Raw genomic sequence first — 18,776 nt, forward strand, 5'->3', positions numbered from 1 at the left:
CGGGTCAGGCGAGCTCGCCGAGCGTGACGGTCACCTCGTCGGCGACACCGTCGCGCACGTAGACGAGCGTCGTGGTCTCTCCGCCGGCGAGTACGCGAACCTGAGCGGTGAGGTCGATCTGGTCGGTGATCGGCACGCCGTTGAAGACTGTGATGACGTCGCCAGCGCGCAGGCCGGCGCGCTCAGCGGCGCCGTCCGGCGAAACACCGTCGATGAGTGCTCCGACGACGTCGCTGTCGGAGGACGTCGCCGCGCTCGTCACCGTCGCCCCGAGCAGCCCGTGGCTCGCGGTGCCGGTGGCGATGAGCTCCGTCGCGATGCGCTGCGCGTAGTTCGCGGGAATCGAGAAGCCCACACCGATGCTGCCGGCCTGGCTCCCCGAGCCTCCTGCCGTGGCGATGGCGACGTTGATGCCGATGAGCTGGCCTTCGTCGTTGAGGAGCGCGCCTCCCGAGTTGCCGGGGTTGATGGCGGCGTCGGTCTGGATGACCGGCAGCGAGATCGTGGACGACTGGCGCTGCGGCGGCAGTTCCTGGCCGTCGGGGTCGCCGGGGCTGTCGAAGTTCCAGAAGTCGAAGGGGGCATCCTCGCCGTCGGGCAGCGAGTCGCCAGGCGCCTCAGGCACAGCCGACGACTGCACCGTGATGGAGCGGTTGAGGGCCGAGATGATGCCGTTCGTGACCGTGTTGGAGAGCCCGAGGGGCGCGCCGATGGCGATTGCGTTGTCGCCGACGTTGAGGGCGTCGGAGTCGGCGAACTCGATCGGCACGAGGCCGTCGGTCTCGCTGACCTGGATGACGGCGAGGTCGGCGAGCGGGTCGGCGCCGACGAGCGTCGCGTCGACGATGCGGCCGTCGCTCAGGGTCACCCGCAGGTCGGGGTCGGAGGTCGCGCCGTCGAGAGTGGCGACGTGCGAGTTGGTGATGATGTAGCCGTCGTCGCTGAGGATGACCCCCGAGCCGCTGCCGCTCGCTCCGCCGCCGGCCACCTGGATGGTCACGATGGAGGGCAGCGCGGTCGCGGCGACGCTCGTGACGAGCGTGGCATTGCCGGGGTCGTTGACGCTGATGCTCAAGGGTGTGCCGGTGACGCCGGAGACGACCGTGGGAGTGTTCGACATGACTGCCGCGACGACGCCGCCGCCCGCGGCACCACCGATGAGGGCACCCACCGCGAGGGCCGCGACGAGCGGAGCGCCCGAGCGCTTGGGAGCGGGCTGCTGAGCCGCGACCTGCTGGGGTGCGGGCTGCTGGGGTATGGACTGCTCCGGGGCCGCGTGCTCAGGGGCGGCGGGCGCGGACTGCGGCGCGGCGCCGGCGGTCGGTGCGCCCGTGGGTTCGGCCGTGCGGGAGTCGTCGGGGGTTCCGGGTGCAGCGCCGTATGGCGTGGAGTTCATGAGCTAGATCCTTTCAGCTTTGCCCAGCGTGCTCCGCCAACCTGTGCGTCGCATTTACGCGGCCTGAACGCGACCCGGCGCTTCGCACTGCGCCTCCACAGCGCGCGGCGACGCGTGCGGGGTGCTGCGCGGTCTCAGCAGCCGGGGCCGCTCGGCGCGGTCGCGCAGTCTCGGTCGACGAGCACGGTCACGGCGTCGCCCGCCGTCGCGGTGAGGCGGTTGGCGGGCAGCCGCAACGTGCCCGGAATGCGCTGCCATGCCCCGTCGCGAATCCGATACTCCGCGGTGTAGTCGACGTCGAGATCGATGACGTAGGTGCCGGATGCTCGGTAGATGTGGCTCGTCGCCGTCGCGTCGAACTCCCGCAGCCCGAGGGTGCTCCACGGTGCACCCCGCGTGGAGAGCACGGCACTCGAGCCGTCGCCGTAGCGCCAGCGGTAGGAGAACGGTGTGAAGCGCACGGTCGCCGCGAGCCCCAGCAGTTCACCGTCCACGGTGTGCGCCGACGTGGTCGTGTAGAAGTTCGTCGGCAGGCCGACGACCATCCAGCCGTCGGGCTGCATGAACTGCACGGGCGGGGTGGGGCGGAACGCTTCGATGTCACTCAGCGTGATCGGGTCGGCAGCCGCACCACCTTCCGGGCCACCCGGACGGATCCCGTCGCAATAACCCTCGAAGACGTCGATGCACGGCGCCACGAGATGCGGGACGCCCCCGCTCACGTCGGGGCGACCACTACCGCTGCCGCCGCCCCCGCCACTGCCCCCGCTGCCCGGATCGTCGAAGTCGCCCACCAGCAGCGCCTCGTCGTCACCGAGCTCGCCGCCGATGTTCGGGCAATCGCCGAGAATGCTGCCCAGTTCTGCACAGGCACCCTGGACTGCACTAGCAGGCGTGGCCACCAACGAAGCAAGAACTGCAACGACACCAGCAGCTAGGAGTCTCCACATACCGACTCGGTCTCCCATATGGACTTGGAATTGAGAGTTAGATGTCCATCTTGATCACTGACGAACCCGGCTTCGAACGCCAGGTGTGATGGGCGATCCGGGTCAACCAACGACGTCCCGTTAGAGTCGGAAACGTCGGTCGCCGAAACGTCAACACAGACGTAGATGATCACTTCGGCAAGACCCGCTGCGCCGGAAATGTGCTGCTGCAACTGTGTATCGGTAGCAATCGACGAACCTGACACACTTAAATCCCGAGAGTCCACTTCAGTGAACCCCTCGAGTTCGGTCTCGTACACCTCATCAGAGACGAGAGGGAGGAGCCGCTCCGGATCACGCCCACCGTCCTGCAGTATCTGGCTGGAGACGGCGAGGAACTCCTCGTACGCCTCGGTCGCTGCGGCGAGCGCCTCCTCGTCACTCGCGAAGAGAGGAGCCTCCTCACTCGGAGGGCTCGCCGGCGGGAGGGCGGTGGTCGGGGTGCAGCCGACCATCGCGAGCACGAGCAGGGGCGCGACCAGGGCGTGGGGGCGTCTCGGCATGGCGCTCACGGTAGGCGCGAGCGCAGCATCCGGCCCCGAATTCTCCACATGCCGCACCCGAATAGGGGTGTACGCACCTGTCTGTCGCTCCACGTACACTCAGACTGTGCTCCACCCCGAATCACCCTCCTGACCCCCGAACCGTGATGAGTACTCGATGACCCACCCCCCTGTCACCGACATCGACCAGATCCTCTCCGCTGCCGCCGACCTGATCATGCACGACGGCTACAGCGCGGTCACGTTCCCGGCGCTCGCCGAGCGCTCCGGCGCCCCGCGCGACGAGATCGCGAGCCTCTTCGAGACCCCCAACGATGTTCTCGTGAGCATGCTGAACCGCGAGTTCAGCCTCATGTATGCGAGCATCGTCGACCACGCGGAGCGCGATCCTCGCGGCGGCCTGCTCTCGCGCATGTACACCTACATCCTGTCGTCGGTGTACGAGCGTCCGCTCGCCCGCACCCTGTTCGTCATCGATCGGGATGCCCTGCACCAGATCATGCGCAACGCCAACGGCTTCGTCTACATACCCAATGTGGGCGTGCGCGCCGACCTCATCGAGAATCTGCAGAACGTGGGCATGGTGCGGCCGGATATCGACGCGCGCATGGTGTCGAGCGTGCTCTCGGTCTGCTCGGCCGGGCTCGCCATCACGGCACCGCACGACGACCTCGACACGACGATCCGCGCCATCGCCGACCTGCTGCACCGCTCTGTCGACGCCGACGTCGCCGACACCTCCCCCGGCAAGGGCGTGTTCTACGAGTGGGCGACGAGCCTCACGCTGCCCAAGTCGAGCAGCTGACGCCGCGCCGGCTGGCGTCCGGTGATTACGGTGAAGTGATGAGCACCCCACCGCCGTGGCTGCGCACCGTCGACGCGGCCGGTCTCGTCGACGCGGCCGGTCTCGTCGACGCGGCCGGCACGGTGCGCTCCACCATCTTCGCCGAGATCTCCGCCCTCGCCACCGAGCACGGCGCCGTCAATCTGGGGCAGGGATTCCCCGACGAGGATGCTCCGCGCGAGGTGCTCGACGCGGCCATCGAGGCGATCAACGCGGGAGTCAACCAGTACCCGCCGGGCCGGGGCATGCCCGTGCTGCGCCAGGCGATCGCCGAGCACCGCGAGCGCTTCTGGGGCGACACGGTCGACCCTGACACCGAGGTGATCGCGACGACGGGGGCCACAGAGGGCATCGCCGTCGCCCTACTCGCCCTCGCAGGGGCTGGCGACGAAGTCGTGACCCTCGAGCCGTACTACGACTCCTACGCGGCCGTGATCGGCCTGAGCGGCGCCACGCACCGCACCATCCCGTTGCGCGGCGACGACTTCCAGCCGGAGCCTGCCGAGATCGACGCCGCCATCGGGCCCCGCACGCGGGTCGTGCTGCTCAACAACCCGCACAACCCGACCGGCTCGGTGATCCGCCCCGACCTGCTCGAGCGCATCGTCGCGCGCGCCGCCGCCCACGACGCCGTCATCGTGAGCGACGAGGTGTACGAGCATCTCGTGTACGACGACGCGCCGTTCACGCCGGCGGCGCTCATCCCGGGAGCGCGCGAGCGCACCCTGACCATCTCGAGCGCCGCGAAGACGTTCCGCGTCACCGGCTGGAAGATCGGCTGGATGACCGGCCCCGCCGACCTCATCGACCACGTGCTCGCCGTCAAGCAGTTCACGACCTACGTCAACGGGGCCCCCTTCCAGCCCGCCGTCGCGGTCGGCCTCGGCCTGCCCGACAGCTATTTCGACGAGCAGCGGCGCTCGCTGCAGTCTCGACGCGACCTGCTCAGCGACGGGCTTCGCGCCGCCGGCTTCCGCGTGAGCCCGTCGAGCGGCTCCTACTTCGTCGTCGCCGACGCTGCCCCGCTCGGCATCACCGACGGTGCCGTCGCCGCGCGCGAGCTCACGCTCGACCCTGGCGTCGCCTCGATTCCCCTGCAGGCCTTCGCTCCGCGCTCGAACGACCCCGTCGTGCGCTCCTCGCTGCGCTTCGCGTTCTGCCGCACCGAAGCCGCGATCGCCGACGCGAGCGAGCGGCTGCGCGCCTTCGCCGCCCGGTAGCGGTCGATCGTCAGAGCGGTGCGACCCCGAACCGGCGCAGCTGCAGGGCGGGGTTGATGCGGCGCACCTCGTCGAGGTGGGCCCGATCGGGCGTGGCGACCGCGACATCCACCTCGTCGTCGAGGTAGGCGAGCTGCGCGCCCAGCGGGTCGACGATGAGGCTCGCCCCCGCCCCGATGGGCGGCGGGTGGTCAGCGCCGGCGAGGTACACGGTGTTCTCGATCGCCCGCGCCGCGGCGAGCGTCACCCACGCGTGCCTCTTGCCCGGGCCGGCAACCCACTCCGCGGGCACGAGCACGAGATCGGCGCCCGCGTCGGCGAGACGACGCGTCACCTCCGGGAATCGCAGGTCGTAGCAGGTCTGGATGCCCACCCGCAGCCCCGCGAACTCGAACAGCTGCGGCTCGCCGATCTCGCCGGGCTCGACCCACCGCGACTCCTGGGCCCCGAACGCGTCATACAGGTGCAGCTTGGGCGAGGTCGCGAGCAGCGCGCCATCGGTGCCGACGGCGACGATCGTGTTGCGGCACTTCTCGGGCTGCGACGACTGCTCCAGGAGCCCCGCCACGATGATGACCTCGAGCTCCGCGGCGATCGCCGAGAGCGCCGAGACGAAGGGACCGTCGAGCGGCTCGGCGTTCGCGACCCACCCCTCGTCAGGCCGGGGCGTGAAGTAGGCCGAGTACTCGGGAAACACGACGAGCCCCGCGCCCAGATCGACGGCTTTCTGGGCGAGCTCGCGCAGCTCGGCGAGGTTCACGTCCCGGTCGGCTCCCGGGCCCCACTGGGCGACGGCGACGGCGGTGCGAGTGCTCATGCGACCAGCCTACGACCAGCCCTTCGCCGGGAGGCAGTGCCAGACTGTGCGCCATGCGCGACCCCTCCGCTCCCCCCGCCAGCACCGCCCCGACCGACCCGGTCACCCCGCGACCGTCCGGTGCGTCCTGGCCGCAGCGCCTCGCGCGCTGGCTGCTCGGCGCCGCACTGCTGCTCGCCGGGCTCAGCCACCTCACCGTCGGCCGCGAGGAGTTCCTCGCGCAGGTGCCGCCGTGGCTGCCTCTCGACGGCGACATCGTGGTCGTCGCGTCCGGCATCGTCGAGATCGCCCTCGGCCTCGCGCTCCTGGCGCTCGGCCGGTGGCGCGTGCCCGTCGGCTGGCTCGTCGCCCTGTTCTTCCTCGCCATCTTCCCCGGCAACATCGCGCAGTTCACCGAGGGCCGCGACGGATTCGGCCTCACGAACGACGTGGCCAGGGGCATCCGGCTGCTGTTCCAACCTCTCCTCGTGGCGTGGGCACTGTGGTCGACGGGAGCCTGGGCTGCCTACCGCTCGTGGCGCGCTGGTCGCCGCCGCGACCCCTCTGGCACGATGAGGGGATGACCGCGACCCTCATCGTTCTCGGCTCGGCGAACACCGACTTCACGGTGCTCGTGGAGCGCCACCCGCAGCCCGGCGAGACCCTCATGGGGGGTGACCTCGTCACGGCGACGGGCGGCAAGGGCGCCAACCAGGCTCTCGCCGCCGCACGATCGGGTGCTCTGCCCGTCTTCCTCGGTGCGGTCGGCGCTGATGCGAACGGTCACGCCATGCTCGACGCCCTCGGCTCGGGCGGCGTCGACGTCTCCCGCACGCTCACCCTCGAGGATGCGCCCACCGGTGTGGCGCTCATCACCGTCTCGCGCGACGGCGAGAACACCATCGTCGTGGCGCCCGGCGCCAACGGCCGGCTGAGCGTCGAGGCGATCGCGCCGATCGTGCGCGAGCTCGCGGGCCCCCGCACCGTCCTGCTGGCCCAGCTCGAGATTCCCCTCGACGTCGTGATCGCCGCGGCCGACGCGGTCGACGCGGCGGGCGGTCGCGTGGTGCTCAACCTCTCCCCCAGCAGGCGAATTCCGGATGCTCTGCTCGCCCTGTGCGATCCGCTCGTCGTGAACGAGTCAGAGGCGCACGACCTCAGCGGGCTGACCGTCGACTCCGTCGACGACGCGACCGCTGCCGCCACCGCGCTGCTCGACCGCTGCCGCAGCGTCATCATCACCCTCGGCGGGGACGGCGCCGTGTTCGCGAGCCCCACCGGTGCGGGTCATCTGCCCGCACCGCGCGTGACCGTCGTCGACACGACGGGGGCCGGTGACGCCTTCGTGGGCGCCGTCTGCGCGGAGCTCGCCGAGGGCGAGTCCCTCGAGGCCGCGGTCGAGCGCGGCGTCGCGGCGGGCGCCGCGGCCGTGCAGTGGCTCGGCGCTCAGCCGCCGCGCAGGTGCGGCTCTCGCGCTGACGCGCGGCGGTCGCGCAGAGCGAGGGCGAGCACGACGACGGCGGGCCACAGCGACTCGAGGTAGGCGGCGATCCGTTCGGCGAGACCGATGAGAGCCGGGTCGGGCGACGCCTCGATCCACGCGAACGCCACGCAGGCGGCGCCGACCGCGAGGGTGCTCAAGGTCGCCCCGACCGGGCGCACGAGCCACGGGTACCGGCGTGAGAGGCGCATGCTCAGCACGGGCCACAGGGCCAGCAGCACGAACCCGGCCATGGCCGAGTAGCGGTGCTCGGGGCTCGACTCGCCGACCGCGGGCAGCGGGAACGCCGCGACCGCGAAGAGCGCGACGCCCGCGAGCGCCAGGGCGGCGCGGCCGGGCCACGCGAGGCCTCGCGCGAACGCCGCGGTGACGAGGTGGCACGCGCCGGTCAGCACAAACATGAGGGTCATGAAGACCCGCGTGGGGGCATCCCCCGCCGCCAGCTCACTGATGGTCATCGCGACCGGATCGAATCCCGGCCAGGACAGCTCGGCGACGATCGTGCCGCCGATGAAGAACACCGGGGCGAGGAGCGACGAGACGAGCGCGGGCCGGCTCACCAGTCGACGGTCGGGTCGCGTCGTGTCTGTCACGTTCTCACCGTAGCGGGACACGGCTGGGTCGGCGCCTGCTGGCGTCTGCGCCTGCTAGCGTCAGCCCCGAACCCGCCCGGCCCGAAGGAGCGCACCATGGCGAAGAAGACCTACACCCCCGACCAGCAGATCGACCGGCTGCGGGTCTACAACCTCGTCGCCGGCAGTCTGCACCTGCTGCAGGCGATCGGCTTCGCGATCGTGCTCACGATGCTCAGCACGCAGGTGCTGTTCGCCGTCACCGCCGACTACCTCGCCGGCCCTCCCGGCGTGCCTCTGCCGCCGGAGCGCGTGACCCTGTTCGAGGTGAACATCGGCATCGGCGTCGTGGCGTTCCTCGCCCTGAGCGCCTTCTTCCACTTCCTCATCTCGAGCCCGTGGTTCTTCGGCCGCTACAAGAGCGGGCTTCTCGCGAACCGCAACTACTTCCGCTGGGCGGAGTACTCGCTCAGCTCGTCGATCATGATCTGGCTCATCCTCGCCATCAACGGCGTGACCGACATCGGTGCCCTGTTCGCGGTCTTCGCCGTCAACGCAGCGATGATCCTGTTCGGCGCATTGCAGGAGAAGTACGAGCAGCCCGGCTCCGGCGGCATGCTTCCCTTCATCTTCGGCTCGATGGTCGGCATCGTGCCGTGGATCCTGGTGCTCATCTACTTCCTGCGCCCCGGCAGTGAGAGCGAGGTCGCCGCCCCCGACTTCGTCGTCGGCATCGTCATCTCGCTCTTCGTGTTCTTCAACACCTTCGCCGTCAACCAGTGGCTGCAGTACAAGCAAGTCGGCAAGTGGAAGAGCTACCTGCAGGGCGAGCGCACGTACATCACGCTCAGCCTCGTGGCCAAGACGGCTCTTGCGTGGCAGGTGTTCTCCGGCGCGATCATTCCCGCGATCGCGAGCTGAGGGCCGCGGGGCGGTCGCAGACACAGAGGTGGCCGATGTTCAGCCAGAACCCGAATCCGTCTGAACATCGGCCGGCCGGGGTGCTGGCGACACATGATCCTGAAGGGGGGCGTCGACAGCGGAGGCGGGCCCTCGTTCCCCGGCCCTCCTATCGTGGCGGATCAGGCGATCTCCGGGGGCTCACGCCACGCGCGCGTGTGCGCATTGCGAATGCTGACCGCCCGTTCCCGTCCGCTCCCGGGCCCCGGCCCCGGTCCCGGGCGGATGACGCGCCAGCACGCGGCAAGCCACACCACGGCGAACACGACGCTCGCGAGCGTGTCCGTGGCGAAGTGCAAGCCCCAGTACAGGCGGGCCAGCACGACGCCGGCGACGAGCAGCACGGCGACGGGGACCACCGCGTACCGCCATCGGCTGCGCGACCACGCGAGGACGAGAAGAGCGATCGCGCCGTAGGTGACCACGGTCGCGGCCACGTGGCCTGAGGGGTAGCTGGAGGTCGGCGGCACCATCATCGACAGGTGGTCGACCTCGGGCCGCGCGCGGCCCACGAGCGCGCCCGCGACGAGGTAGACCGCGGTCTCCCCCACGACGGCGGTGACGAGAAGCACCGCAGGAGCGCGCCTCCGCGTCAGGGCGAGAGCGATCGGCACTGCGGCAAGCTGCACCGCGATGATGCCGGGCGTGTTGCCGGCAGCATCGAGCACCGTCGCGAGCGCGGAGAGGCCGTCAGAGCGGATGCTCACGAACCAGTCGATGATGCGGTCATCGACCTCCTGCACGGCGGCGGAGGGAACGATGACGAAGCTGCCGATCGCGGCCACCGTGCCCGCGAGGAGCACGAGGACGGCACCGAGCGCCGCGACTGCGCGCGCCAGGGACGGCGAGGGGCTGCCGCGCTCGGGCGCCAGGCGGAGGCGGTCGCTGTGCCCGACCGCCATCGTGAGCCAGCCAGCTGCGTGCGCTCCCGACTGATCCGACACCCACCGCCGCGACAGGAGGCCGACCGTCCCGGCCCAGAGCACTCCGATCGCCCCCGCGGAGAGCACGACCGCGAGTGACGCCGACCCCGACGCGACCGCGGCGGTTCCGAACCCGACGACGAGCAGCGCAGTCCCCAGCACCCACCACCTCTTCGCCGGAAGGACGGGCTGGAACACCATGAGAAGGAGGGCCGAGGTCACCGTGAGGCCGAGCACGTCGTCGAAGAATGCCAGGTTCATGCCGCCCTCGCCGGTCGACAGCCACACGGCCACGAGGAGCGGCACGACCGCGGCGAGGAGAGCGCCGCCGAGGCCACCGAGCGCGAGGACGACCGCCGCCCTCGGCAGTCGACGCACGAGCAGGAAGACCACGGTGGCGGGCAGAAGGGCCCAGCCGGCCTGTCGCCCGATGTCGGCGACGAACGCGAACCCGCCGAGCACCCCCGCCAGGACATCGGTCAGCACCCCCATGTCGTGAACCTTCCCGGCCGCCGGGCGCGTCAGGCTCGTCGCGGTGGTTCAGAGCACCACGCACAAGCACGAAGCCCCCGAACCAGACGATTCGGGGGCTTCCACCGTCCTTCGTGGAGGACGACCGTTGCGGGGGCAGGATTTGAACCTACGACCTCTGGGTTATGAGCCCAGCGAGCTACCGAACTGCTCCACCCCGCGGCGAAGCCCCCAGTCTAGCAGTCGCCCCCGGCGCGGTCGAATCGAGCCCGGCATCATCGCGTGCCCTCCCCGACCGGGCGGCCTATGCCGGGGTCGCGAGCAGCTCGCGACGCAGCTCGGCCGGCGAGGTCGGCGCATCCTGCGACACCGCAGGGTGCGCGACGCGGCCCCCGTCGCTGAAGATCGCACCCCAGATCGTGCTCTGCGCCGCCGTCGCGAGCTTGCGCAGCACCGAGAGGTCGGTGGGGGTCGTGATGTTGCGCGGCCGCGAGTCGATGACGCACAGCGCCCCGAAGTACCGACCCTGAGGGTCCTGCAGCGGCGTGCCCGCGTAGTAGCGAATGCCGTCGACATCCGTGACGAGCGGGTTCGCGGCGAAGCGCGGGTCATGCGGAGCATCCGGCACAACAAGCGTCTCCTCGTTGCGCACCGCGATCGCGCAGAAAGACTGCTCGATCGGTACCCCCTCGAGGTCGATGCCGTAGCGCGCCACGTGCCACTGCTTGTCGGGCCCGAGCACCGTCAGCAGCGCCGTGGGTACGTTCATCGCCGCCGCCGCCATCGTGACGATCTTGTCGAGCGAGGCCTGCGCGCCGTGCAGCAGCTTCACGAGCTCGGGAGCATCGGCGATGCCCGACGTCATGCGGTCCACGGCGCGCGTGCGGCGCCGACCCTCGACCGAGTCGTGTGCTGAGTAGGCGAGGTCGAGCGGCGAGGCCAGCTCGTGCGCGATGACCGCCGCCCACGCGGCATAGTCGGCCGGGGTGTGCCGACCGGAGGCGCCTTCCGGGCTCGGCACGGCCGGCAGAGGCAGCGTGCGAACGGTGGGCAACGGGTCGGCCAACCGGTCGGTGATCTCGTTGAGACGACGCACGAGCACGTCGGCGAACCATCCACCACCGCCCACGAAGGTCGGGATGGTCGTGATCGAGGTCATCCCGACCATGAGCAGGAGGTTGCCCTGCGCGACCCGATTGCGCCAGATCTCGAGCGCCAGGCGAATGTTGCGCCGCCACACTCGAGGCGACGTCCCGGCGAGTGCGTCATTGATGCCGACCGTCGTCACGACGGCGTCGTAGTCGCTCAGCCGCGCTCCTCCGATGATGGGCGCGAGATTGGCCGACGTCATCTCGGAGTTCGCAATGACGTCGACGATCACACCACGCCCCGTCATCGAGCGCAGAGCACGCGCGAGAGAGCCGGCGAGGGCGAGATCGTGGGAGGCGACACCCCAGCCGACAGCGGGGCCGGAGCCGATGATGAGCACACGGTCGGCGGAGGGTCCGTCAGCGACAGCGTGCGGCGCGCCCGTGGGACGCGGCATCCAGGACAGATCCTGCTGACGCCACGACGCCCACAGTCGCATGAGCGGCCTGACGAGGAACACTGCAGCGGCGAGTAGTGCCGACACGATGGGCTTCCTTCCAAGCCCCCCTTCGCTGAGCGAGACTAGGGCGCCCTTTCTGCCCCCGCCATCCCCCGAGCGCGGGAGCCCTGCTCGGGGGACAGACGGATGGGTCTACTGTTCGTTGCCGCCTAGTCGCTCAGAGCGATGGCCCGCTCGATGGCGTCCTGCAGCCGCTCGTCGGCTTCAGCCGCCGCCACGAGATCGTTGGCCGCGTAGGCCGCCTGGCGGTCCTGGAGCGCCTGGCGGGCGTCCTCGAGCGCGGCCTGCAGGTCGCCCGTGGGCGGTGTGCTCGGCTCGGTCGGCTCCTCGGGCGCCTCGGGGTCGGTCGGCGCCTCCGGCTCCACCTCGGGCAGCGCGGGGTCGACGTCGCCGTCGCCCGCATCGGCACCCGAGTCGCCGCCGAAGAGCGCGTCGAGAGCCTGGTCGAGGGTGTCCTCGAAGGCGATCGAGTCACCGAACGACACGAGCACCTTGCGCAGCAGCGGGTAGCTGGTCTCACCCGTCGACTGCACGTAGACCGGCTGCACGTAGAGGAACCCGCCGCCGACCGGGAGGGTCAGCAGGTTGCCGCGGAGCACCTCGGTCTCGCCGCGCTGCAGGAGCGCGAGCTGGTTCGCGACCTCGGTGTCGGAGTTGAACTGGTTCTGCACCTGACCGGGGCCCGGAATCGTCTGCGAGGGCAGGGTCAGCAACGTGAGCTTGCCGTAGTCGTCACCGGGGTCGGAGTTCGCGGCGAGATAGCCGGTCAGCACATTGCGCTCGTTGTCGCTCGCGGTGCGCGGGATGAAGGTCGAGTACAGCGTGAAGCCGGGCTCGTCCTCCCCGGGAACCTGCATCGTGAGGTAGTACGGCGGCTGCGTCGTCGGCGCGGCGGCAGACGAGATCGGGTCGTTCGGGGTGACCCACTCGTCGTCCGTCGAGAAGAACGAGCCAGGGTCGGTCACGTGGTAGGCGCCGAGGATGTTGCGCTGCACCTTGAACAGGTCGGAGGGGTAGCGCACGTGGTCGAGCAGCTGCTGGCTCATGTCGTCGACCGAGCGCAGAGTCGTCGGGAAGACCTTCTGCCAGGTCTTCAGAATCGGGTCCTCCTCGTCCCAGGCGTAGAGCGTCACCTCGCCGTCGTACGCGTTGACGGTGGCCTTGACCGAGTTGCGGATGTAGTTGATGTCGTCGACCGGGAACTGCGGCGACGGCGTGTACGTGTCGGCGACGGCGGCCGAGAGCGGCACCGAGGTCGAGTACGGGTAGCTCGACGTCGTCGTGTAGCCGTCGACGATCCAGACGATCTCGCCGTCCACGACCGCCGGGTAGGGGTCAGAGTCGAGTCGCAGGTACGGGGCGGCCTTCTGCACCCGGTCGAGCGGGTTGCGGTCATAGAGGATCTGCGAGTCATCGGTCACCGCCTCGGAGAGGAAGATCTGCTCAGACTGGAACTTGATCGCGTACAGCAGGCGCTTGAACACGTTGTCGAGCGCGGGCCCGCCCTCACCCTCGAAGGTGTACGTCGCGTTGCCCGCGGCATCCTCGCCCGCCCCGTCGGAGGGGAAGTCGAGCTCGAGGTTCTCGCCGCCGCCGACGATGGAGTACAGGGGCGAGAACTCGCCGAAGTAGACACGCGGCTCGTACTCGCCGAGCGCCTCGGTGAGCGCGCCGTCGACAGGGATGCCCGACTCGAGGAAGAGCGGCTGGCCGTCGTCGGCGCGCTGGTTGCCGTAGGCCGCGACGACGCCGTAGCCGTGGGTGAACACGATGGTGTTGTTGTACCAGTTCTGCGAGGTCTGCCCGTCGGGGTTGAGCTCGCGCAGGGAGAGCACCGTGTCTTGCGTCTGGCCGCCGATCTCGTAGCGGTCGACGTCGAGGAACTCGGGGAACTGGTAGTACTGGCGGAACTGCTCGAGCTGGGCGAAGGCTTCGGTGACGAGAGCCGGGTCGATGAGGCGGATGTTCGCGGTCGTCTCCGCATCCTCGCGCAGAGCGCCCTCGGTCGCGTCCGTTTTCGCGTCGTAGGAGATCTCGACGAGCTCGTCGACACCGTAGGCCGCTCGAGTGGCGTCGATGTTGCGCTCGATGAACGGCGCCTCGATCGTGCGCGCGCTCGGGTCGACCTGGAAGCGCTGCACGATCCACGGGTAGACGCTGCCGATGAGCAGACCGCTCACGAGCAGCAGGGCCGTGCCGACGATCGGCAGGCGCCAGCGCCCGACGATCGCCGTGATGATGAAGAGCACGGCGACGAGCGCCGCGATGCCGGCGAGGATCGCCCTGCTGGGAATGGTCGCGTTGACCTCGGCGAAACCAGCACCAGCGGGCAGGAAGCCCTCGCTCGGCGCGATGACGGCCGCGTACTGGTCGAACCAGATGCTCACGCCCTGGAGCGCGATGTAGACGGCACCCGTGATCGCGAGCTGGATGCGCGCGGTGCGGGAGATGCGGATCTCACGGCCGTTGACGCGCAGTGCGCCGTACAGGTAGCTCGTCGCGAGGGCCGCGAGCAGCGAGAGCAGCACGGCGGCGGAGGCGAAGGCGATGATGCCGCGGTAGAAGGGCAGCTCGTAGACGAAGAAGCCGATGTCGAAGCCGAACTGAGCGTCGGTCGTGCCGAAGGGCGTCCGGTTGAAGAACTGCAGCACCTGGGTCCATTGCGCCGAGGTCGTGACGCCCGCGAAGAGGCCGAGCACGGCGGGGATGCCGATCATGGCGGCGCGGCGCAGAGGCTCGATGGCCTCCTGGTAGCGGTCGAGCTGCGAGTTGAGCTTGGCGTAGACCGGCCGGGAGCGGTAGGCGATCTGCAGGCTCGCCCACACGGGCAGGAACATGCCCACGAATCCGACGAGGAACATGACGCCCGTGGCGATCCACTGCGTCGCGAGCACGGGCAGGTACCCGAGCTGGTCGAACCAGAGGATGTCGGTGTAGACGTTCGCGAAGACGAAGAACAGCGCCACGAGAACACCCACGACGATGGCCGTGATGATGAGGGCTGAGCGCGATCGGTTGGTCGGCTGCGAGGTGGTGGTCGACACTGAAATGGCTCCTGAGGTCGTCGGGCGAACTTCCCCAGACTAGCGGGCCGTGCCTGGCATCGGGCCGGTCGCACCCCTAACGTTCGCCGCGAGCGCAGTCGTCGACGCGGACTGCGTCGGGCTCAGCTGGCGAGCTCGTCCGGATTCTGCACGCGCTGCCCGACGACGGCGCTCACGCCGTCCTGCCTCATGCTGACCCCGTAGAGGGCATCCGCGATCTCCATCGTGCGCTTCTGGTGCGTGATGATGATGAGCTGGGATGCCGCTCTCAAGTCGCGGAAGATCGTGAGAAGGCGGCCGAGGTTGGCGTCGTCGAGCGCTGCCTCCACCTCGTCCATGATGTAGAACGGGCTCGGCCGGGCCTTGAAGATCGCGATGAGGAGGGCGACCGCGGCGAGGGACCGCTCGCCGCCGCTCAGGAGGCTCAGCCGCTCGATCTTCTTGCCTGCGGGTTTGACGGTCACCTCGATGCCCGTCGTGAGCATGCTCTCCGGGTCGGTGAGGTGCAGGCTGCCCGTGCCGCCGGGGAACAGGATCGGGAACACCGTGTCGAAGGCGGCCTGCGTGTCGGCGAACGCGGACGAGAAGATGTGCTGCATCGTCTCGTCGAGCTCGTCGATGATCGTCAGCAGGTCGCGGCGGGTGTTCGCGAGGTCGGTGAGCTGCTCGGTGAGGAACTTGTGCCGCTGCTCGAGCGCGGCGAACTCCTCGAGGGCGAGCGGGTTCACCCGGCCGAGCTGGCCGAGCTTGCGCTCCGCTCGCGCGAGCCGCGTCTGCTGCTCGGCGCGGTCGAACGGCTTGCCGCTCGGTTCTGCCGTTCGGAACTCAGGCTGTGCGTGCTCAGGTGCGTGCGAACCGGGCACATCGGTCGCTTCTGCCTGAGTCGCGAACGCGCGCGCGGCGGCGTCGGCGACGAGTGCGGCGGTGCGGGCCGCGTCGTCGTCAGTGGTCGGGTCGGGCTCGGGCTCGCGGCCGACCTCGGGCGCATCGGGATCGGGGTCGACGCGCGCGGCAGCCTGCGCAGCGATCGCATCGGCCGCCGCTCGGGCGGCCGCGGTGAGGGCATCGTCGTCCGGCACGGGCACGTGCGGGCCGTACTCGTCGACGAGGACCTCCTCGACGAGCCCGAGCTCCTCCCCCGCGCGTTCGAGCAGCTGGCCCAGGTGCAGCTTCTTCTCGTAGATCTGCAGCTCGAGACCGTGCACGTTCTCGGTGATGCCCGCGAGCCGCTCGCGCAGAGCGGACTCGCTGCGGCGCAGCTCGAGAAGCTCCTCGTTCTGCGCGGTGCGCTGCGCCTCCGCCTGGGCGAGCGAGACGCGCGCCTCGGCGACCGACGCGTCGACGGCCGCGAGCACGGCGGGCAGGGACGCGGCGACGCGCGTCGCGCGCTCGACCTGGCGCTGCCGCAGTACAGCGCGGCGGGCGGCCTCATCGGCGGCGGCACGCTCGGCCTGGCGGCGGCGCTCGAGCTGCTCGGCACCGTCGCGTGCGGCGCGCACCCGCTCGCGCGCCGTCTCGAGCTCGATGCGCCGCTCCAGCTCAGCCGCACGCGCGGCCTCGAGGTCGCTCAGCAGCTGGTCGCGGGCGGAGGCATCGAGCATGGGGCGCGGGCGACCCGCGAAGTCGGCGTGCTCCGCCTCAGACCGCTCGACCGCGCGCTCCGCCTCGACGACGGACTCCTGGGCGCGCTCGAGGGCGCTCGTGAGGCGCGCGGCCTCCGCCTCGGCGGCCTCCGCCTGCGCTCGGGCCCGGGAGACCTGCTCGCTGCGAGCCGCGCGCTGAGCATCCTGATCGCGCACCGCGGCGAGCGCCGCGGTGGCCGCCGCCTTCGCCTCGGTGAGCGCGGTGCGCGACGCATCGAGGGCGTACCGCGCGCGCTCGATGCCCGTCGTGACGTCGCTCAGCCGATCACGGGCGGTGTCGCGCTCGGCAGCGAGCTCGAGTCGACTGCGACCCTCCCCCGACCCGCCGCGCAGCACGGAGCGCGTGAGCACCTCGCCCTGCCGCGTGACGATGCTCACGCTCGCCGCGCCGTCGCCGCGCTTCTCGAGGGCGGGCCACGCGGCGCGTGCAGCGTCGAGGTCGTCGGCGATGAGGGTGCGCGCGAGCAGGTCGAGCACACCGGCGGGAGCCGTGACCACGTCGACCGCGGGGGTGAGCCCCGTACCGCCCGCGAGGTCGCTCGTGTCGGAGCCCGCGCTCGAGAGCTCGGCGAGCACGACCTCTACCCGGCCGGCATCGCTGCCGCGCGCGCTCTCGAGGGCGCGCAGCGCCGCGTCGAGGTCGTCGGCGAGCGCCGCCTCCGCGAGCGAGCCGAGCGCCGCGGCGATCGCGGCCTCGAACCCGCCTCTCACCTGCAGGTGGTCGGCGACGAGGCCGCGCACGCCGGCCGTGCCGACCAGGCCGGATGCCCCGTGAGGCGCATCCACCGCCTGCGAGAGCGCGCTGACCCGCGCCGCGAGGGCGTCGCGCTCGCGCTCGAGGGCGTGCAGGGCATCCCGTTCGCCGTCGATGCGCGCGGTGGTGTCGGTGACCGCGGTGTCGGCGGCCTCGAGGGCGGCGTCGAGCTCGGCGTCGCGCCCGGAGGCCTCCTCGAGGGCGGGCAGGGCGTCGAGCTCGGCGCGCGTGCTCGACTGGCGCTCGCGCGCCGCCTCGAGGGCCGACTCCTGCCGCAGCAGCTCGCCGCGCGCAGCCGCGAGAGTGGAGCGCGCGACCTCGACGCGACCGGCGAGGGCGGCGAGCTGCAGGTCGTGCTGCGAGACGAGGGCGCTCTGCGCGGCGATCTCCTCGTCGAGGGCGTCGAGCGCCGCGCGGGCGGTGGCCGTGCGGGCGGCCGCCTCGCCGACTGTGCGCTCGGCGGCGTCGACCTCGGCGCCGAGGGACTCGGCCTCGGCCCGGGCCTCCGCCACCTGCGCCGGCGTGATGGTCGACGACAGGCCCGGCAGCTCAGACTGCTGACTGAGCAGGGTGAGCTTCTGCTGGGCGAGCGAGTAGAGGCTGCGCAGGCGCTCCTGCACCTGCTCGAGCTCGAACGCGAGGCGGCGCGCGCCGTCGACCGCGTCTCCGACCTGCTCCGCTTCGAGACGCTGCACGCGCACGCGAGCCTGGTCGAGCTGGCTCTGCAGCACGAGCCGCTCGCTCGAACGCTCCGACTCGGTGCGCTGGTGGTCGGCGAGGCTCTCGCGCAGGGCGACGACCTCGTCGGCGAGGATTCTGGCCCGGGCATCCCGCACGATCGCGGCGATCGTCTGCGCTTCGCGCGCGATCTCCGCCTGGCGACCCAGTGGCGTCAGCTGGCGGCGAATCTCGCCGGCGAGGTCGTTCAGACGCGTCAGGTTCGCCTGCATGCCCTCGAGCTTGCGCACCGTCTTCTCCTTGCGACGACGATGCTTGAGGATGCCCGCTGCCTCCTCGATGAAACCGCGACGCTCCTCGGGGCTCGCGTGCAGCACGGCGTCGAGCTGGCCCTGCCCGACGATCACGTGCATCTCGCGGCCGAGCCCGCTGTCGCTCAGCAGCTCCTGCACGTCGAGCAGGCGGCAGGCTGTGCCGTTGATCGCGTACTCGCTGCCGCCGTTGCGGAAGAGCGTGCGCGAGATCGTGACCTCGGCGTACTCAATGGGGAGCATCCCGTCGGAGTTGTCGATCGTCAGCAGCACTTCGGCGCGGCCGAGCGGGCCGCGCGTCGCCGTGCCCGCGAAGATGACGTCAGACATGGTGCCGCCCCGCAGCGTCTTCGCGCCCTGCTCGCCCATGACCCAGGCGAGGGCGTCGACGACGTTCGACTTGCCCGAGCCGTTGGGGCCGACCACGCACGTCACGCCCGGCTCGAACTGGAAGGTGGTCGGCTGCGCGAACGACTTGAAGCCCTTGAGGGTGAGCGACTTGAGGTGCACGCTGCCCTCCCTCGGCTGCTGTCGCGCGGGCTGGCGCGCGGACTGATCGGTC

At 70.7% G+C, this 18,776-nt stretch carries 14 protein-coding genes and 1 tRNA gene; 5 read left to right on the forward strand and 10 right to left on the reverse strand.

The annotated features are described in order from the left end of the window. Window positions 1-4: 4 nt before the first annotated feature. The 3 genes from HUJ41_RS09575 to HUJ41_RS09585 all read right to left on the reverse strand — a co-directional run bounded on the left by HUJ41_RS09575 (window position 5) and on the right by HUJ41_RS09585 (window position 2,888). Window positions 5-1,396, reverse strand: a complete 1,392-nt coding sequence (locus tag HUJ41_RS09575; protein ID WP_179872364.1) for a S1C family serine protease — start codon at window positions 1,394-1,396, stop codon at window positions 5-7. 134 nt (window positions 1,397-1,530) lie between these two features. Beyond that, the gene (locus HUJ41_RS09580) at window positions 1,531-2,298 is read right to left on the reverse strand and encodes a hypothetical protein (protein ID WP_246299206.1); all 768 of its coding nucleotides are present in this window, start codon (window positions 2,296-2,298) and stop codon (window positions 1,531-1,533) included. 32 nt (window positions 2,299-2,330) lie between these two features. Continuing rightward, window positions 2,331-2,888, reverse strand: coding sequence for a hypothetical protein (locus HUJ41_RS09585; RefSeq protein ID WP_179872365.1), 558 nt, complete (start codon window positions 2,886-2,888; stop codon window positions 2,331-2,333). 157 nt (window positions 2,889-3,045) lie between these two features. Between HUJ41_RS09585 and HUJ41_RS09590 the strand changes: the two genes are divergently transcribed. Then, window positions 3,046-3,693, forward strand: coding sequence for a TetR/AcrR family transcriptional regulator (locus tag HUJ41_RS09590; protein WP_179872366.1), 648 nt, complete (start codon window positions 3,046-3,048; stop codon window positions 3,691-3,693). Window positions 3,694-3,731: 38 nt separating this feature from the next. After that, complete coding sequence (locus tag HUJ41_RS09595; protein WP_179872367.1) at window positions 3,732-4,952, forward strand: aminotransferase class I/II-fold pyridoxal phosphate-dependent enzyme; 1,221 nt, start codon at window positions 3,732-3,734, stop codon at window positions 4,950-4,952. Between the two features lie 10 nt (window positions 4,953-4,962). On the opposite strand, the gene HUJ41_RS09600 is transcribed toward HUJ41_RS09595, so the two are convergent. Then, window positions 4,963-5,769: a carbon-nitrogen hydrolase family protein gene (locus HUJ41_RS09600; protein ID WP_179872368.1), complete on the reverse strand. Its 807-nt coding sequence runs from the start codon at window positions 5,767-5,769 to the stop codon at window positions 4,963-4,965. Window positions 5,770-5,822: 53 nt separating this feature from the next. On the opposite strand from HUJ41_RS09600, the gene HUJ41_RS09605 reads away from it, so the two are divergent. Both HUJ41_RS09605 and HUJ41_RS09610 read left to right on the forward strand, forming a co-directional pair. Then, the gene (locus tag HUJ41_RS09605) at window positions 5,823-6,332 is read left to right on the forward strand and encodes a DoxX family protein (RefSeq protein ID WP_179872369.1); all 510 of its coding nucleotides are present in this window, start codon (window positions 5,823-5,825) and stop codon (window positions 6,330-6,332) included. After that, a complete protein-coding gene (locus HUJ41_RS09610) occupies window positions 6,329-7,291 on the forward strand; it encodes a ribokinase (RefSeq protein ID WP_179872370.1) in 963 nt (320 codons plus the stop codon). Before HUJ41_RS09605 ends, HUJ41_RS09610 begins: the two co-directional genes overlap by 4 nt. Here the strand turns inward: HUJ41_RS09610 and HUJ41_RS09615 are convergent. Then, window positions 7,195-7,842 carry a DUF998 domain-containing protein gene (locus HUJ41_RS09615; protein ID WP_179872371.1) on the reverse strand — a complete coding sequence of 216 codons (648 nt, stop codon included), beginning with the start codon at window positions 7,840-7,842 and terminating at the stop codon, window positions 7,195-7,197. The genes HUJ41_RS09610 and HUJ41_RS09615 overlap by 97 nt on opposite strands. Window positions 7,843-7,938: 96 nt before the next feature. Here HUJ41_RS09615 and heR point away from each other — a divergent pair, with 96 nt between their 5' ends. Further along, on the forward strand, window positions 7,939-8,742 hold the full coding sequence (gene heR / locus HUJ41_RS09620) for a heliorhodopsin HeR (RefSeq protein WP_179872372.1): 804 nt from the start codon (window positions 7,939-7,941) through the stop codon (window positions 8,740-8,742). A 161-nt stretch (window positions 8,743-8,903) separates the two neighbouring features. On the opposite strand, the gene HUJ41_RS09625 is transcribed toward heR, so the two are convergent. From HUJ41_RS09625 to HUJ41_RS09645, 5 genes are all read right to left on the reverse strand, one after another. After that, on the reverse strand, window positions 8,904-10,196 hold the full coding sequence (locus HUJ41_RS09625; RefSeq protein WP_179872373.1) for a phosphatase PAP2 family protein: 1,293 nt from the start codon (window positions 10,194-10,196) through the stop codon (window positions 8,904-8,906). Window positions 10,197-10,323: 127 nt separating this feature from the next. After that, window positions 10,324-10,397 (reverse strand) — tRNA-Met (locus tag HUJ41_RS09630). Between the two features lie 82 nt (window positions 10,398-10,479). Continuing rightward, window positions 10,480-11,808, reverse strand: coding sequence for a GAF domain-containing protein (locus HUJ41_RS09635; RefSeq protein WP_179872374.1), 1,329 nt, complete (start codon window positions 11,806-11,808; stop codon window positions 10,480-10,482). A gap of 125 nt (window positions 11,809-11,933) precedes the next feature. Further along, the gene (locus HUJ41_RS09640) at window positions 11,934-14,828 is read right to left on the reverse strand and encodes a UPF0182 family membrane protein (protein ID WP_179872375.1); all 2,895 of its coding nucleotides are present in this window, start codon (window positions 14,826-14,828) and stop codon (window positions 11,934-11,936) included. A 122-nt stretch (window positions 14,829-14,950) separates the two neighbouring features. Beyond that, window positions 14,951-18,724 (reverse strand): chromosome segregation SMC family protein, encoded by a 3,774-nt coding sequence (locus HUJ41_RS09645; RefSeq protein WP_179872376.1) that lies wholly within the window; start codon window positions 18,722-18,724, stop codon window positions 14,951-14,953. Window positions 18,725-18,776 lie beyond the last annotated feature (52 nt).

The sequence above is a fragment of the Microcella indica genome (assembly GCF_013414345.1).
GTDB lineage: Bacteria > Actinomycetota > Actinomycetes > Actinomycetales > Microbacteriaceae > Microcella > Microcella indica.

Bases quoted from the DNA above. Each gene is read 5' to 3' on its own strand.
- HUJ41_RS09625 (WP_179872373.1), bottom strand. From the start codon at position 10,196: ATGGGGGTGCTGACCGATGTCCTGGCGGGGGTGCTCGGCGGGTTCGCG.
- HUJ41_RS09595 (WP_179872367.1), top strand. From the start codon at position 3,732: ATGAGCACCCCACCGCCGTGGCTGCGCACCGTCGACGCGGCCGGTCTC.
- heR (WP_179872372.1), top strand. From the start codon at position 7,939: ATGGCGAAGAAGACCTACACCCCCGACCAGCAGATCGACCGGCTGCGG.
- HUJ41_RS09605 (WP_179872369.1), top strand. From the start codon at position 5,823: ATGCGCGACCCCTCCGCTCCCCCCGCCAGCACCGCCCCGACCGACCCG.
- HUJ41_RS09610 (WP_179872370.1), top strand. From the start codon at position 6,329: ATGACCGCGACCCTCATCGTTCTCGGCTCGGCGAACACCGACTTCACG.
- HUJ41_RS09590 (WP_179872366.1), top strand. From the start codon at position 3,046: ATGACCCACCCCCCTGTCACCGACATCGACCAGATCCTCTCCGCTGCC.
- HUJ41_RS09575 (WP_179872364.1), bottom strand. From the start codon at position 1,396: ATGAACTCCACGCCATACGGCGCTGCACCCGGAACCCCCGACGACTCC.
- HUJ41_RS09600 (WP_179872368.1), bottom strand. From the start codon at position 5,769: ATGAGCACTCGCACCGCCGTCGCCGTCGCCCAGTGGGGCCCGGGAGCC.
- HUJ41_RS09585 (WP_179872365.1), bottom strand. From the start codon at position 2,888: ATGCCGAGACGCCCCCACGCCCTGGTCGCGCCCCTGCTCGTGCTCGCG.